Origin of the sequence: Empedobacter brevis, assembly GCF_965118635.1 — a bacterium.
Taxonomy (GTDB): domain Bacteria; phylum Bacteroidota; class Bacteroidia; order Flavobacteriales; family Weeksellaceae; genus Empedobacter; species Empedobacter brevis_A.
Window position 1 is genome coordinate 191,574 of sequence record NZ_CBCPHV010000003.1, and the last position, 15,251, is coordinate 206,824.

11 protein-coding genes and 6 tRNA genes are annotated in these 15,251 nt (G+C 30.1%); 5 read left to right on the forward strand and 12 right to left on the reverse strand.

The window, feature by feature from the left end; all coding sequences use genetic code 11:
- Positions 1-9 precede the first annotated feature (9 nt).
- The gene (locus tag ACMHJW_RS05340; protein WP_413532389.1) at positions 10-1,305 is read right to left on the reverse strand and encodes a TolC family protein; all 1,296 of its coding nucleotides are present in this window, start codon (positions 1,303-1,305) and stop codon (positions 10-12) included.
- Positions 1,295-1,924 carry a TetR/AcrR family transcriptional regulator gene (locus ACMHJW_RS05345; protein ID WP_413532390.1) on the reverse strand — a complete coding sequence of 210 codons (630 nt, stop codon included), beginning with the start codon at positions 1,922-1,924 and terminating at the stop codon, positions 1,295-1,297. The genes ACMHJW_RS05340 and ACMHJW_RS05345 overlap by 11 nt, the downstream gene beginning before the upstream one ends.
- Before the next feature lie 106 nt (positions 1,925-2,030).
- Here ACMHJW_RS05345 and ACMHJW_RS05350 point away from each other — a divergent pair, with 106 nt between their 5' ends.
- The 3 genes from ACMHJW_RS05350 to ACMHJW_RS05360 all read left to right on the forward strand — a co-directional run bounded on the left by ACMHJW_RS05350 (position 2,031) and on the right by ACMHJW_RS05360 (position 4,846).
- A complete protein-coding gene (locus ACMHJW_RS05350; RefSeq protein WP_413532391.1) occupies positions 2,031-3,302 on the forward strand; it encodes a DUF2851 family protein in 1,272 nt (423 codons plus the stop codon).
- Positions 3,303-3,524: a PspC family transcriptional regulator gene (locus tag ACMHJW_RS05355; protein WP_413532392.1), complete on the forward strand. Its 222-nt coding sequence runs from the start codon at positions 3,303-3,305 to the stop codon at positions 3,522-3,524.
- A 134-nt stretch (positions 3,525-3,658) separates the two neighbouring features.
- On the forward strand, positions 3,659-4,846 hold the full coding sequence (locus ACMHJW_RS05360) for a hypothetical protein (RefSeq protein ID WP_413532393.1): 1,188 nt from the start codon (positions 3,659-3,661) through the stop codon (positions 4,844-4,846).
- Positions 4,847-4,927: 81 nt separating this feature from the next.
- Here ACMHJW_RS05360 and ACMHJW_RS05365 read toward each other — a convergent pair whose 3' ends face one another.
- The 4 genes from ACMHJW_RS05365 to ACMHJW_RS05380 all read right to left on the reverse strand — a co-directional run bounded on the left by ACMHJW_RS05365 (position 4,928) and on the right by ACMHJW_RS05380 (position 13,035).
- On the reverse strand, positions 4,928-7,840 hold the full coding sequence (locus tag ACMHJW_RS05365; RefSeq protein WP_413532394.1) for a M16 family metallopeptidase: 2,913 nt from the start codon (positions 7,838-7,840) through the stop codon (positions 4,928-4,930).
- Between the two features lie 202 nt (positions 7,841-8,042).
- On the reverse strand, positions 8,043-9,611 hold the full coding sequence (locus ACMHJW_RS05370; protein WP_413532395.1) for an NAD(P)/FAD-dependent oxidoreductase: 1,569 nt from the start codon (positions 9,609-9,611) through the stop codon (positions 8,043-8,045).
- Positions 9,612-9,809: 198 nt separating this feature from the next.
- Positions 9,810-11,003 (reverse strand): aminopeptidase C, encoded by a 1,194-nt coding sequence (locus ACMHJW_RS05375; protein ID WP_413532396.1) that lies wholly within the window; start codon positions 11,001-11,003, stop codon positions 9,810-9,812.
- Between the two features lie 403 nt (positions 11,004-11,406).
- Positions 11,407-13,035: a hypothetical protein gene (locus ACMHJW_RS05380; protein WP_413532397.1), complete on the reverse strand. Its 1,629-nt coding sequence runs from the start codon at positions 13,033-13,035 to the stop codon at positions 11,407-11,409.
- Positions 13,036-13,143: 108 nt separating this feature from the next.
- On the opposite strand from ACMHJW_RS05380, the gene ACMHJW_RS05385 reads away from it, so the two are divergent.
- The gene (locus ACMHJW_RS05385) at positions 13,144-13,458 is read left to right on the forward strand and encodes a DUF3817 domain-containing protein (protein WP_413532398.1); all 315 of its coding nucleotides are present in this window, start codon (positions 13,144-13,146) and stop codon (positions 13,456-13,458) included.
- Between the two features lie 113 nt (positions 13,459-13,571).
- On the opposite strand, the gene ACMHJW_RS05390 is transcribed toward ACMHJW_RS05385, so the two are convergent.
- The 3 genes from ACMHJW_RS05390 to ACMHJW_RS05400 all read right to left on the reverse strand — a co-directional run bounded on the left by ACMHJW_RS05390 (position 13,572) and on the right by ACMHJW_RS05400 (position 13,859).
- A tRNA-Gly gene (locus tag ACMHJW_RS05390) sits at positions 13,572-13,644 on the reverse strand.
- A 27-nt stretch (positions 13,645-13,671) separates the two neighbouring features.
- Positions 13,672-13,755, reverse strand: a tRNA-Leu gene (locus ACMHJW_RS05395).
- 31 nt (positions 13,756-13,786) lie between these two features.
- Positions 13,787-13,859, reverse strand: a tRNA-Gly gene (locus ACMHJW_RS05400).
- Between the two features lie 141 nt (positions 13,860-14,000).
- Here ACMHJW_RS05400 and ACMHJW_RS05405 point away from each other — a divergent pair.
- Positions 14,001-14,894: a hypothetical protein gene (locus tag ACMHJW_RS05405; RefSeq protein WP_413532399.1), complete on the forward strand. Its 894-nt coding sequence runs from the start codon at positions 14,001-14,003 to the stop codon at positions 14,892-14,894.
- Positions 14,895-14,930: 36 nt separating this feature from the next.
- Here the strand turns inward: ACMHJW_RS05405 and ACMHJW_RS05410 are convergent.
- From ACMHJW_RS05410 to ACMHJW_RS05420, 3 genes are all read right to left on the reverse strand, one after another.
- A tRNA-Leu gene (locus ACMHJW_RS05410) sits at positions 14,931-15,014 on the reverse strand.
- Between the two features lie 24 nt (positions 15,015-15,038).
- Positions 15,039-15,111: transfer RNA gene (locus ACMHJW_RS05415), tRNA-Gly, on the reverse strand.
- 31 nt (positions 15,112-15,142) lie between these two features.
- A tRNA-Leu gene (locus ACMHJW_RS05420) sits at positions 15,143-15,226 on the reverse strand.
- Positions 15,227-15,251 lie beyond the last annotated feature (25 nt).

Sequence of the window (15,251 nt, forward strand, 5' to 3'; positions counted from 1 at the left end):
GGGTGTGTCTTATTGTACGTTTTCTAATAAAATTCCAGTTGTATAATAATATTCGTAGATTGCTAATTGCTCATCGGCATCGCCAACAACTTGATTGATTTTTGCTTGCAATTGTTGTACATCTGCTTCTAACAAATCATTTGTATCAGCTAATCCGTTGTCGTTTTTATCTTTTACAATTCGGTAGTTTTCGTTTGCTTGTTCTACGGCTTCTTTGTAAACATTATTCTTCTTTTTAGCTAAATCGTATTTTTGATAGGCTTCATTCATCTCAACTTTAGCCTTATCAATTGTCGTTTCTTTTTGCAATTCATTCTCTAATTTCTGAGCTTTTGCAATTTCAACTTCAGCTTTATTTTTGTACAAAGAAGATAAATCATATTTCAGTCCAACACCAACATTTGTAGCATTTGTTACCGAAGCAACTTTGTCAATATCCATTGCAACATATCCTGCAGATACTGCTATTTGAGGATAATAAGCTGCTTTTGCAATTTTGATTTGATTGTCAGCAATTTGATTTTTTACATCAAACGATTTTACATCGGTACGATTGGCATAATCTGTTGAGTTTTGCTGAATAGTTTTCAATGTTTCTACATTATCAACCTGTACAATTTTATTTTCGTCTTGTCCAGTTAATAAGTTTAATCGGTAATTAATGTTTTTGTATTGCGTTTCGGCTTCATCAATTGCAACGCGTACATTAGATGCTTGTAATTTTGCTCTTAACAAATCATTTCTCGCGATGATTCCATTATCCAAAAAGTTTTGAAAATCTTTCACACGTTGATTTGCTCTTATCAAATTCTCGTTCAATACATCAATAGAACGCTGTGTTTTATATAACCCAAAATATAAATTAATGGCTTGCCAAACTACATTTTCCTTTGTAGCTTCTACTTGCAGGTTTGATAAATCAACCATTAATTCGCTACTTTTGATTGCGTTTTTAATTTTAAATCCTGCAAAAACAGGAACAGAAGCACTTGCTTGCCCAAATATTAATTGATTTGGTTCAATTCCCATTCCTCCGCCAGGAGTATGCATTGGTAGTTTTATATCCACATTTGTTGTTGTAAACAAATGCATATATTGTCCACTCAACGAAATGTCTGGCAAACGATTGTTTTTGGCGTTTTGTACTTTATACTCACTAGTATTTTTAGCAGCTTCCGCAACTTTCACAGACTTGTTGTTCTGTAAACTTTGTTGAATAACTTCCTGCAAAGAAACTTTCATTTCTTGCGCATGAGTGAAAGTAGCAACAACTAAACAAATCGGTAAGAAAATTTTATTTTTCATCGTATAGTAAAATTGCTTTTAAAGAATCTATTAAATAAGGGTAATATTCTTCATAAATATGTTTTGTAAATTCTTCATGAGAGTTTAATCCCCATTTTTTCATATATGTTTTTTCGTTCAAAATCAAATAAGAAGTTCCGCCAATAACTACCATAATAACAGCTTCGGCAGGAGCTTTTCTTTTAAAAATTCCTTTTGAATAGCCTTCACTAATAATATTTGTGATATGGTCTAAATTTTTGGTTTTTAATTCATTGATTTTATTATCAACCCCAAGAATAGAATCGCTTTTAGAATATTCTCTAGTCATAATTCGATGAAATTCTGGTTTATCCAAAATTCTATTCAAATAAGCTTTCAAAACATCTTGCAATTTCTCATAAGGTGTTAAAGTTGTATTTTGCGAAATCAAGGCTAGAGAAGCATTCATAGAAGAAATTCTCCAACTGAATAAACTTTCAACTAACTTATCTTTTGATCCAAAATAATAACTAATCATAGCGATATTAATATTCGCTTCTTTTGCAATGTCACGAACGCTAGCTGCATCTATTCCTCGTCTTCCAAAAACCTTTTCAGCAGCATTTAAAATTTCGAGTTGCTTATCACTTAATTCCATCTTTTTTAAAATTGAACGCGCAAAGTTAAACAAACGTTTAATTAATTTTTAATTTTTAAGCATTTATTTTTTGAATTTATTGTAATAAACTGATTATCTTTTAACTATGAAAGAAGTGTTTCTACATTATGTTTGGAAATTGAATCAATTTTCTCATCGAAACTTGCAAACTTTTCATGGTGATTTTATTGAAATAGTTGAGGTTGGAAAGTTGAATCTTAATGCTGGACCAGATTTTCTGGAAGCCGAAATAATAATTGGTGACAAATTATGGATCGGAAGTGTAGAAATGCATGTTAATTCCTCGGATTGGAATATTCATCAACATTCAGATGATTTAGCTTATCAAAACGTAATTTTGCATGTTGTATGGAATCACGATTGTGAAGTTGATATTCTGCGCCAACGCAATGTACAAACGTTGATTTTACAAGATTTTATAAAACCTGAAATTATATTCAATTATCAGAATATTGTTAATTCTAAATTCGATAAAATTTATTGTGAAGAATTTTTAAGTTCAATAGATTTAAAACAATTCTATTTTTGGTTCGAGCGAATTTTAATTGAACGATTCGAAGAAAAGACAAATGATATTTTACAAATTTTAGAACAAACCAATTCAAATTGGGAAGAAACATTTTTCAAAAGTTTAGCGAAAAATTTTGGATTGAAAGTAAATGTTGAAACATTTGAAATTTGGGCAAATTCTTTTCCTTTCAAAGTATTACAGAAAATTCAGTTTGATCCATTAAAAGTAGAAGCGTTGTTTTTTGGTCAAGCAGGATTTTTAGAAGAAGAGATTGAAAATTATTATTATGAACAATTAAAAATCGAATACCAATTTCTGAAAAATAAATATCAATTGATACCAATAGAAAATAGTTTGTTTCGATTTTCGAAAATGCGACCAATTGGTTTTCCTACAATTCGTTTAGCACAATTGGCTGCGGTTTATGTGAGCTATCAAAGTTTGTTTTCGCAAATTATTCAACCCAAAAGTTTAGAAGATTTTTATGAAATTTTTGAAAAGTTGAAATTAAATTCATTTTGGGAAACACATTATACATTCAAAAACGAATCAAAATTTAAGCTTAAAAATATTTCGAAAGATAAAATTAATAACTTGTTGATCAATACAATTATTCCGATTAGTTTTGCTTTCGAACGACAAAAAAATGAAACAGAAATCGATTTTTATTTGGATTTATTGGATGAAATGGAAGCAGAAAATAATTCGATTTTAGATGAATTTGAAAGAATTGGTTTTGAAAATAAAACAGCAAAAGATTCTCAACAATTAATTCAGCTTAAAAAAAGATATTGCTCCGAAAAAAAATGTTTAAATTGCGCTATCGGACAACAAATTTTACGATAAATGAAAGATCAAATTAGGGATTTTACCGAAACAGAATGGTTCAACGTGATTTCACGATTTGCAGATAAATTAGGAACTCGTGTAACAAATCTACGTTTGATTTTTATTTATTTAACCTTTGCAACTTTTGGTTTAACATTTGTTGGATATTTTATCATGTTATTTTTCTTTTGGATAAAAGATTGTTTTGTTGTTAAACGAAAATCCGTTTTTGATTTGTAAAAATTATTTACAAATGTTTAAAACCTATTATTCATTTTATATTTCTTAACTTGTTAAATATTTGATGGTTATATCTTTTATTAGATAAAGTGAGTGCGTGATTGGAAATTATTTTCACCTCATTTTTTACCGAAATGAAATATTTAAAGAAATCTACTTTTTACCTGAATAAATCTCAAAGATTTGGGTTGTACCTCTTATTCATTTTGATTTTGTTATTTGAAATTTTTCAACATATTTCTGTTGAAAAAGAAACTTATGAATTAACAGAAGCAGACAAAGCTTTATTGAAGAATTATGAAGCAACATCAAAGAATTATACATTCAATTCAACTTCGAAAAAGCAATTAAAAGATTCGATAAAACCATTTAATCCGAATGATTTATCTAAAGAAGATTGGATGAATTTAGGATTTTCTGAACGTCAAGCTGAAGCTATTCTTAAATATAAAGGAGTAGTTGGAGGAGAATTTGTTTCGAAAATGCAGATTAAAAAATGCTATGTAATAGACGAAGAAAAGTATAAAGAGTTAGCTCCATTTGTTTTATTATCAGAAGAATCAGTATCAACGTTTATAGATTATTCACCACAAAAAAAGAAAATTGTTTATCATAATTTTAATCCAAATGATTTGCCACAACAAGGTTGGGAAAAACTTGGTTTTTCACCGAAACAGTCAGAATCGATTATGAAATATAAACAAATTCTAGGAGGAAAGTTTACTTCCAAAGAGCAGTTGAGAAAATGTTTTGTGATAGATGATGCAAAATATGCAGAGATGAAAGCATATATTTTGTTGCCAGAGAAATCGAAAGAAGATGATAAAAATGAGAAAAAACAAAGAGGAAAAAAAATTCAATATGTAACTTTTAATCCGAATGATTATTCTGAAAGTGATTGGCAGAAGATTGGTTTTTCGTCAAACCAAGCCAGTTCAATTATGAAGTATAAAAATATTCTAGGAGGACAATTCAGATCTAAGGAGCATTTGAAAAAATGTTATATGATTTCGGATGAAAAATATGCGGAAATGGAGCCTTATATTAATTTACCAGAAAATGTAACATATAAGAAAGTAGAGCAACCAAAAGTTGAAGAAAAATTAGTTCAAAAAATAGAGATTAATGAGAAGTTTAATCCGAATGATTTATCAAAAGAAGATTGGATAAAACTTGGTTTTACAGAGCAGCAAGCGAATACTATTCTTAATTTTAAACGTTCGTTAGGCGGAAAATTTAAAGATGCTAAAACTTTAAAAAAATGCTATGGTATAAGTGAAGAAAAATTTAAAGAGATTGAACCTTTTTTGGTTTTCGAATAATATCGTTTTTAGGTTAGGTTAAAAATAAACGCGTTATAGGATTTCCTAAACGCGTTTATTGATTTATATGATTTTATCCGATTAATAATTAAATAAATCTTCTAAAGTCAATTCTTTTACTTGTCCTAATTTCTCTACAGAAGGCCAATCTAAATTTGTTTTATTTCCTATTAAACCAACATTATATTTTTGTCCTTTGATATGTTTGTTAAAGAAATCATTCAACTGATCTAATGTTAAAGTAGACGTTTGTGCATAAATATCTTTGTTGATATCATATGTTAAACCGCGATCTTGCAACGATAACCAATAAAAGAAAATGTTAGATTTTGTGTAACGTTTTGTAGCAATTTGTTTTAAAGCAGCTTGTTTCGAATTCTCAAATTGATTTTGTGCTTTTGGCATATTATTCATCAATTCGTTCATTGCAGCAACGGCTTGTGGCAATTTATTTGCTTGCGTTCCGATATTTGCTCTTACATAGTTGTATAAATCTTTTTTATTTGCATTTGCATAATTTGCACGAGCTGAATAAGCCAAAGATTTTGATTCACGGATTTCTTGGAAAACAATAGAAGATAATCCTCCACCAAAATATTCATTAAAAATTCCAGAAGAAGTTAACAGATTTTTATCAAATTTGCTATCTCTTGCTACAAAATTAATCTCTGCTTGTACCATATCGTAAGGCGCAAAATAAACTTTACCATCAGTTATAGGTTGAGGGAAATCTTTTTTCGCAGGATAATCTAATCCTTTTCCGAAATTATGATATTTTTCTAATGCTTTCTTCGTTGCAGATTCATCATTTCCGTAATAGAAAATTTGATGTTTATAATTCAATACATTTTTAATTAATTGCGTTAATTCTGTCGGATTAATTGCATTTAATTCTTTCTCTGAAATAATATCTCTGAAACGATTATTTTCACCGTATTGTGCATAATTATTAAGTGCAATAGCAATTGCATTTTTATTTTTCTTTGAATTTTCTCTCGATTTCAAGATCTTTTTCACATAATCTTGATATGATTGTTGATCTGCAACAGCATCATTCAATAAATGTTCAAATAATTTGATTCCTTCTGGTAAATTCTTTTGTAAGCCGGTTAAATAAACAAAACTTCTATCTGATCCAGAGTTTACGTTATAAGAAACACCTAATTTATAAAACTCTTTTTTCAATGCTTCTGGCGAATATTTAGAAGTTCCCAAATAATTAAGGTAATTGATTGCTAAACCTAATTTTTTGTTGTGATCAGAACCCATATCTAAAATATAATACACAGAACTTAAGTCGTTTGTATTATTTTTGATTGAAGTAAATACAGTGTTTTTAAGTTTACTTTCCTTCAATTCTTTTTTGAAATCAACAAAAACTGGTTGTATATCTTTTGTTTCGATTTTCTGAAAATCTTTGTAGAATTGAGATTCAGCATCTCGATTTAATTGAATTGGTGTAATTCCAGGATTTGAAACACGAACTAAATCTTTGTTCTCTCCCTGACGTTTGTAAACAATGACATAGTTATTATTGTAATTTTTCTTCGCAAAATCCATCAATTGTTGTTTTGTGATTTTAGACAAATCATCGTATTCACTTACAACATCAGACCATGGAGTTTCATTGATATATGCAGTATATAAGCTTGCTGCCAATGCACGAGAATTTTCCCAAGATTCTAAACGAGATTTTTTCAAATCATTTACAACTGCATCAATCATCCAATCTTCAAATTTTCCTTGTTTAATGTTTTCAATTTGACCTAAAATTAAATCGCGAACTTCTTCTAAACTTTGACCTTGTTTTGGTGTTCCAGAAAAAGAATGCATTCCCAAATCACGGAAAAACGAAGCTCCACTTCCAGCTCCTAAAGCTTTTTGTTGTTGATTAATATTCAAATCGATTAATCCTGCTGTCGAATTAGTTAAGATATAATCAATTAAAGTTACATATTTAGCATCTTCACTATTAGCACCATTAAAACGATAAGCAAATTGAACACGTTCTGAAGAAGGACTAAAAACTTCGCTTGTTACAATAGATTCAATCGGATCTTCTTTTGCTACATATTGCTGTGGAGCAGGTTTTGTAGCATAATTTCCAAAATATTTATCAATCATTGGAACAGCCGTATCGAAATCGAAATCACCAATCAACATTACAGCCATATTACTTGCGACATAATATTTATCGAAATAATTATGAATTGCAACCATTGATGGATTTTTCAAATGCTCAGAAGTTCCGATTGTTGTTTGTGTTCCGTAATGTGATTTTGGAAACAATGTTTGCATCATTTTATAAAAAACTAAACGCCCATCGTTATCTTGTGCACGATTAAATTCTTCGTAAACAGCTTCTAATTCTGTATGGAAAAGACGTAACGTTAATTCACTAAAACGCTCAGATTCTACTTTTAACCATTTTTCTAATTCGTTATTTGGAATATTATTATGGTAAATTGTTTCCTCTAAAGATGTATGCGCATTTGTTCCTGTTGCACCCAAAGATGAGATTAATTTATCATATTCGTTTGCAATTGCATATTTAGATGCTTCTTGCGAAACCTCATCAATTTTTTTATAAATCTCAGCTTTTTTTACAGGATCTTTTTCTGCTTTGTGTTGTTCGTATAAGTCAGAAATTTGTTGGATTAAAGGTTTTTCGACTTCCCAATTTTGTGTTCCAATTTTAGAAGTTCCTTTGAAAACCATATGCTCTAAGTAGTGAGCCAAACCTGTATTATCTTCTGGATCGTTGTTAGATCCTGTTTTTACAGCAATATGTGTCTGAATTCTTGGTTCATCTTTCAATTGAGCCAAATAGATTTTCAAACCATTTTTTAGTGTATAAATTCTAGTATTTGAAGGATCATTTTCTACAATCTCGTAGGTATATCCTTTATTATCAGTTTTTTTCACTGTTTTTAATTGTGCGTGAGTAAATACAGAACCAAAAATGATTCCGCAGACTAAAATAGATTTCCTCATATGATAAATTTTATTTTCCTAAAAATAAGGATTTTTTATTATCTATTATTGAAGAAATATAAAATATTGAAAATGATTCACTTTACTAATTAATTTACTATCAATGTAAAAGTTAAATTAGAATATTTATTTTTCAAGAAATATAAAAGCTGAAACAAGTTCAGCTATATATTTATAATTTATTTTAAGAATTAAATGTAAACTATTTTTTGATAAAATTCTTTACAGCAATTGCAACTTTCGCTCCGTCCATTGCTGCAGAAATAATTCCACCAGCATAGCCAGCTCCTTCAGCACAAGGAAATAAACCAGAAACTTGAACATGTTCTAATGTTTCTTCATTTCTTGGAATACGAACAGGCGAAGAAGTTCTAGATTCTGTTGCAACAATATTTGCATTTTCTGTGTAGTAACCATTCATTTTTTTACCAAAAGTTTGAAAACCTAATTTCAAAGATTGATGAACTTCTTTTGGTAAAACATCACTTAATAAACCAGATGTTAATCCAGGTAAATAGGAGCAGTCGTTCAATGAATTGGATAGTTTTCCTGAAACAAAATCAGTCATTCGCTGGGCTGGTGCTTTTAATTTCCCTCCACCAACTTGCCAAGCTTTTTGTTCTACCATTTGTTGAAATTTCATTCCAGCCAAAGGTCCAGTAAAACCATATTTAGCAAAATCTTTTTCGTCAACTGTTACGACCATTCCCGAGTTTGCAAAAAATCCATCACGTTTGGAAGGCGACCAACCATTTACGACTAATTCTCCTTCGTCTGTCGATGCAGGTGCTATAATTCCACCAGGACACATACAAAAAGAGAAAACGCCACGGCCAGCTTCTTGCGAAACTAATGAATAAGAAGCGGGTGGAAGAAATTCGTTTCGTTGGCTTCCTACTGGACAATGATACTGAACAGAATCAATAAGCTCTTGGTTATGTTCTACACGAACTCCTAAAGCAAAAGGTTTTGCTTCGATTAAAATTTTCTTTTGATCTAACATTCTGAAAATATCACGAGCTGAATGCCCTGTTGCTAAAATCAAGGAAGAAGTTTTTATTTTTTTATCATGATTGATTTCTATTCCTTTGATTTGATTATTCTCGATGATAATATCTGTTAATTTTGTATCAAACCAAACTTCACCGCCACATTCTATAATTGCTTCGCGCATATTTGCGATAATTCCAGGCAATTTATTTGTTCCGATATGTGGATGCGCTTCTTGTAGAATATGTTCTGTCGCACCGAAGTGTACAAACCATTGCAATGATTTTAATATATTTCCGCGTTTTGTAGAACGTGTATATAATTTTCCGTCAGAATAAGTTCCAGCTCCACCTTCGCCATAGCAATAGTTAGATTCTGGGTTTACTTTTCCTTCCTTATTCATTGCTGCTAAATCACGGCGACGATCACGAACATTTTTTCCTCTTTCAATAATGATTGGTTTTAAACCTTGCTCTATTAATTCTAATGCCGCAAATAAACCAGCAGGTCCAGCTCCAGCAATGTAGATTTCTTGTTTGTTTTCTACATTTTGAAGATTTGGATGAAACTCGAAAGCATCATAAAAATCTTCGTTGATAAAAACATTTACTTGTAATTGAGAAATAATATTTCGGCTTCGTGCATCTAAAGAGCGACGAATAATTTGATAAGCATTAATATTCTCTAGCTTTGTTTTAACAGCAGTTGCTAAACGTTGTTTCAAGATTTTCTCGTTTGCAGCTTCTGTAGGAGAAATTCGTATCGTTACATTTTGAGGCATAATTATTGACTAAAAAATAAAGTACAAAATTAGTTGAAAAAGTCTTTAGTTGAATAGCTTTACAATTGTTTTTGTAAAATCTTCAGGAAATAAATAGATTATTTTTCATAACTCGATATGTATTAATTGTATAAAAAAAATCTACTCGGTTTGTGACCAAGTAGATTTCTTAATAAAACAGTTTTATAGGGAATTGTCTTAAATTCCTAATTTTTTCAATGTTTGTTTTTGAACACCGTTTTTATGAACTAAGATGTTTGTTGTTTTGTACTGAACATATGCTTTTGTTACATAAAGATATCCTTCGTAATCATTTGTTAATCCCCAAGAGTTTTTAACAATGTAATATTCTTTTCCGTTTTGATCTTTTGCAATTCCTACAATGTGCATTCCATGATCATCAGTCGTTTGGTAATCATCAAAAGCAGCTTGACGCATATCTTCTGTAATTACTTTTTCTGGTTTAGGACCTTTGAACATATCTGCTTTTTGTTGTGCAGTCATATCAGCAAAATCAATTTCTGGTACATAAGCTACACCATTTTTCCAGCTAAATCCTTTTTCAGAAACATCTGTTGCCCAAGCTACAGTAAATCCATTTTTCAATGCATAATCGATGTTGTCTGTCATTTCTGTCATTGGAATGTTATAGAAAGATTCGTAAGCCCAGTTATCAGGAATAGCTAATACAAATGGTTTGTAATAAGTATGATCTTTGAAAGAAGTAATAGCAACATAATCATTTGGATTAATTCCTACAACTTGATCTGCAAATGTACGAGGTGTATATTTTTTTCCGTTGTATGTAAATTCTTTTGGATATTCTCCTAAATAACTATCTAAAACAGCTGTATAAGCTTTTTCCCAGTTAGGTGTTAATTTTCCGTTTGGATTAGAAACCACAGCTTTCAAAACACCTTCTTGTATTGCAGCCATTTCACCAAATTGGTTTGTTTTAGTTCCGTAATTTAAACCTGTATACGTTTCAGCAGGAACAGCACCATAATTTTTGATTGTGTTCAAAACATCAAAAAATCCTCCTCCATCTCCTAAAGTAGTCGCACCATGCATACGCACATATTGCTTACCTTTCTCAATATATGTATTTCTAGCATTGAAAATAGGAGATAATTGAATAGGTTGTTTTCCCATTCTTAACATTTCTGATTCGAAGAAAGAGTTTCCTGAATAAGACCAACAAGTACCAGATGATCCTTGGTTTTCTACAGGAGTTTTAGCCAAGTTTACAACATCTGTAAATTTGAATGCTTCCTTACTATTTTCGCTTACATTTTTGTTTAATGAATTAACTAAGTTGTCTTGTGCAGATACCAATTGCGCTGAAGCTAAAAATAAAGCTGAAGCTAAAATTGGATAAAAAATTTTACGCATTTTAAATTTTTTTGTGTGAGTTTTATATTAGTAGCTAATTTCACAAAAAAGTTAATAAAAAACCTTAAAAATTTAAAGTTTTTTTAATAAAACTTCTTAGTATCCATTCCCACAATACATTCGGTAAACTAAAATATACTTGTTTCTAATAAAAGTTTCTTTACGGACATTACAAATGGATATGATTTAGCTAAAAGTAAGTTTACATTTATTACAAATTGATATGATTTACCTAAAAGTAAGTTTACATTTATTAGAAATAGATATGATTTAGCTAAATGTAAGTTTACATTTATTACAAATGGATATGATTTAGATAAATGTAATAAAATTAAAATGAATAAAATTGTCGAGATAGTATTCAGAAATAGTGTAAATAAATACTAACCTTGTCAAAGTTATTTTAAAACTGACTCAATATCCCGAAATGTATTTTAGCTTCTTTAAAATCAAATGACGAGTTGTCTGTTTTTCCTACGGCATAGCTCAAATTGAAAATTCCCATTTTAGTTAAAAAAGAAATTCCTGTTCCTAAACTTAGTAACGAAGTGTTGATGTTGGCTCGTTTGTTATCTATAAAACCATAATCAGAAAAAAGACCAATATAAAAGGCTTCGCTTGGTACAAAACGGTAATCTACATTAATGAAACCATACATGTTCGCTGTAATACTTTCTTCATTAAAACCTCTAAAACTGCCAAAACCACCAATACGGTACAATTCATTTTCAGAAAAATCATTGTCTTTCGTGAGTAAGCCTTTAAATTCCGCTCCTGTTTTGAGGTAATGTTTTTTGGCTAATTCGAATAAACGAAACGTTTTTAGACCAACCTCAATTTGATTTGTTGTTTTGTTTTCGATGTCTTCTGTCCACGAGAAGTTCTTTTCTTTTTTACGAATTGAATTCACTAAAACATTCAACATTGATTTTCCTTCCATCAAACGAAAAGGATGTTTTAGGAAATAGTGATAGCTTAAACCAAAACCAATTTTTGAATAATCATCATAACTCGATTTTAGGTACGAATCATCTTCCAATAAAAAGTTTGAAGATTGTATTATTCCGCTCACACCAATATTCGAATTGAGATTGAGCTGATAAAATAATCGTTCAGAAAAGTCTAAATTAACAAAAACAGAATCTTGTTTGAAAAGTTTGAAATTAGTTTCAGAACCAATTGCAGATTTGAATAAGTAAGGAACTTTAACGCCAATATTCAATGATGTATTTTTGTTTGCAGTTCCAATCCAATTTAACCGAATTTCTTCTAAGCCATTAAAAACATTATTTAATGAAAGCTGTACATTTCCGTTCAGTTTAAAATCTCCGTTATCATCAGTTCCAAATCCTAAAATTCCATCAAAGTAATTTGAACTAATCTTTTTGGGATATAAATACAATATTGTAGAATCTTGTTTGAATAAAGTTTGTGGCAGTTTTTCTTCAGCAATATAATTGGTTTGTTGCATTAATGTCGAAATAGAAGCTAATTTCTGTTCATTGTAAATTTCGCCTTTCTTGATATTTAAACCATGTCGTAAATATCCTTTCGATAGTTTTTCATAACCGATTAGTTTTACACCATCAATAGTTCGTTGATTTCCTTTTTCTAAAACTAATTCTATTTTTTGTTCATTTTTTTCGAAACCATTTGGAACAAGTTTTATCTGAGCAAAAGGATAACCTTTTTTTATATTTTCATTGGAAATTTTAGTCAGAATAGAATCTAGATTATTTGTTGGAAAAAAATTATTCTTATTCTCGAAAAGTTCGTTGTTTTTTATCCAAATCGTTTGATATAATTTTCCTTTATTCAGATAAACATTTTCATTTCGTATAGAATCAATCGTTAAAGTATAATAACCTATTTTCTGTAACGAATCTAGCGAAAAATCTAAATTATAGTTTTCAAAATCTTTTATATATGATTTTGTATCATCGTTATAACGAAAAAAATGATATGGTTTTTCTTGCCCAAAAACTAAAATAGTTTGGATGAAAAATATAAATATATAGGCTAAAAGTCGCATTATTCTTTGTAATAACGTATAAAATAGATGTTAAGTATTTGTTTTACTGATATTTATTAGTATCCATATGAAAATTAAAAATTATTTTTGATTTCAAATTTAAGCGGAATGTTGAAATTTTTTAAAGTTATTGGTTATTTAGAAGCGCTTTCAGCGATTATTTTATTTTTCATAGCAATGCCTATGAAATATATTTGGGATGATCCGACATGGGTAACATACTCAGGGCGTGTACATGGAGGATTGTTTATATTATATGTTATTCTTTTATATCTATTAAAAGAAAAATATAATTGGAGTATGACTATTTTTTGGATATTTTTTGTTTCGGCAATTGTACCAGGTGGAACAATCTGGGCTGAAAAGAAATTTATTGAAGGAAAGAAATACAAAGCTATGTTAGCGGAGGAAGATAAAAAATAACGCTGATAATTATATAAAAAGAAAAACCTTGAACAATATTGTTTGAGGTTTTTTTATGTTTGGATATTTATAAAAATAAAAAAGCCAAAGATTAAATAATCTTTGGCTTTTAGAGCGGGAAACGGGACTCGAACCCGCAACATTCAGCTTGGAAGGCTGACGCTCTACCAATTGAGCTATTCCCGCGTAATTATCAAAATCAAATTAAAAAAGTACCTCAGGCGGGACTTGAACCCGCACGTCCTAATGGACACAGGATTTTAAGTCCTGCGTGTCTACCAATTCCACCACCAAGGCAAAATTTGATTTTTGAATATTTATTTCAAAGAGCGGGAAACGGGACTCGAACCCGCAACATTCAGCTTGGAAGGCTGACGCTCTACCAATTGAGCTATTCCCGCGTTGTGAGTGCAAATATAAGGTCAATAAAACTACTTTTGCAAGTGTTTTTAGGATAAATTTTACAACTTTTTTCTAATAAATTAATTTTGAAATATTTGACTTGTATATTTTTTTTAAGAAATTAGAGAATTAAATATTTTATGAGAAAAATAATTGTTTTTTGCGCTATTTTCCTGCTTCAGATGAGTTGTAATTCTTTCACGAATGAAACAAAAATAATTAAGGAAATAGATTATGAATTGACAATCGCTCCGAATCAAAAAGCTTTGTTGATATTATTTCCATGTTTTTCTTGCGATAAAGAACATACAAAACAGGATGCGGAATTTTTGAAGGACTTAGATAAAAATGGAATTTCGAGTTTGTTATTAAACTTCAATCACAAATTATATTTAACCGATAAAGAAAAAAATGATATAATTGAAAGATTGAATCAAATTCTTATTCAGAATAACCTTAATAGAGAAAATATTTATATCGGAGGTTTTTCTAGCGGAGGAAATGTTGCAATGTTAGTAAGCAATGAATTAATCAAAACGCAAAATAAAATACAACCAAAAGGGATTTTTGTAGTTGACTCGCCAATAGATTTAGAAGAATTATATAAAGGAGCACAAAAAGATGTTGTAAAAAATGTAAATAAAGATGCAGTAGAGGAAGGAAAGTTTTTAATTCAGCTTCTAGACAAAGATCTTGGTTCGCCCAAAGATTCTATTCAGAATTATGAATACTTTTCACCATATTTAATTTCAACAAATTCTATAAAAAACATACAGCATTTAAAAAATATTAAAGTTAGATTTTATTGTGAACCAGATTTGGAATGGCAAGTTTTGAATAGAAATAGAACGTATGAAGATTTGAATGCTTTCAAATTGAAAAATGCTGCTTTAGATCTTAATAAAATTGGAGCTAAAACTATTGAATTTATTGAAAGTAAAAATAGGGGATATCGTGCAAATGGAGAGAGGCATCCTCATTCTTGGAATTTGGTTGAGCAAGAGAGTTTGGTTAAATGGATGTTGGAGAAATAAAAAAAGCTCAAGAAAATAAATTCTTGAGCTTTGTTGTACCTCAGGCGGGACTTGAACCCGCACGTCCTAATGGACACAGGATTTTAAGTCCTGCGTGTCTACCAATTCCACCACCAAGGCATCCACTTCTAAGAAAGAAGTTAGAGCGGGAAACGGGACTCGAACCCGCAACATTCAGCTTGGAAGGCTGACGCTCTACCAATTGAGCTATTCCCGCGTGTAAATTGTAAAAATCAAATCATAAAAAGTACCTCAGGCGGGACTTGAACCCGCACGTCCTAATGGACACAGGATTTTAAGTCCTGCGTGTCTACCAATTCCACCACCAAGGCAAAATTTGATTTTTTTAAATTTTTA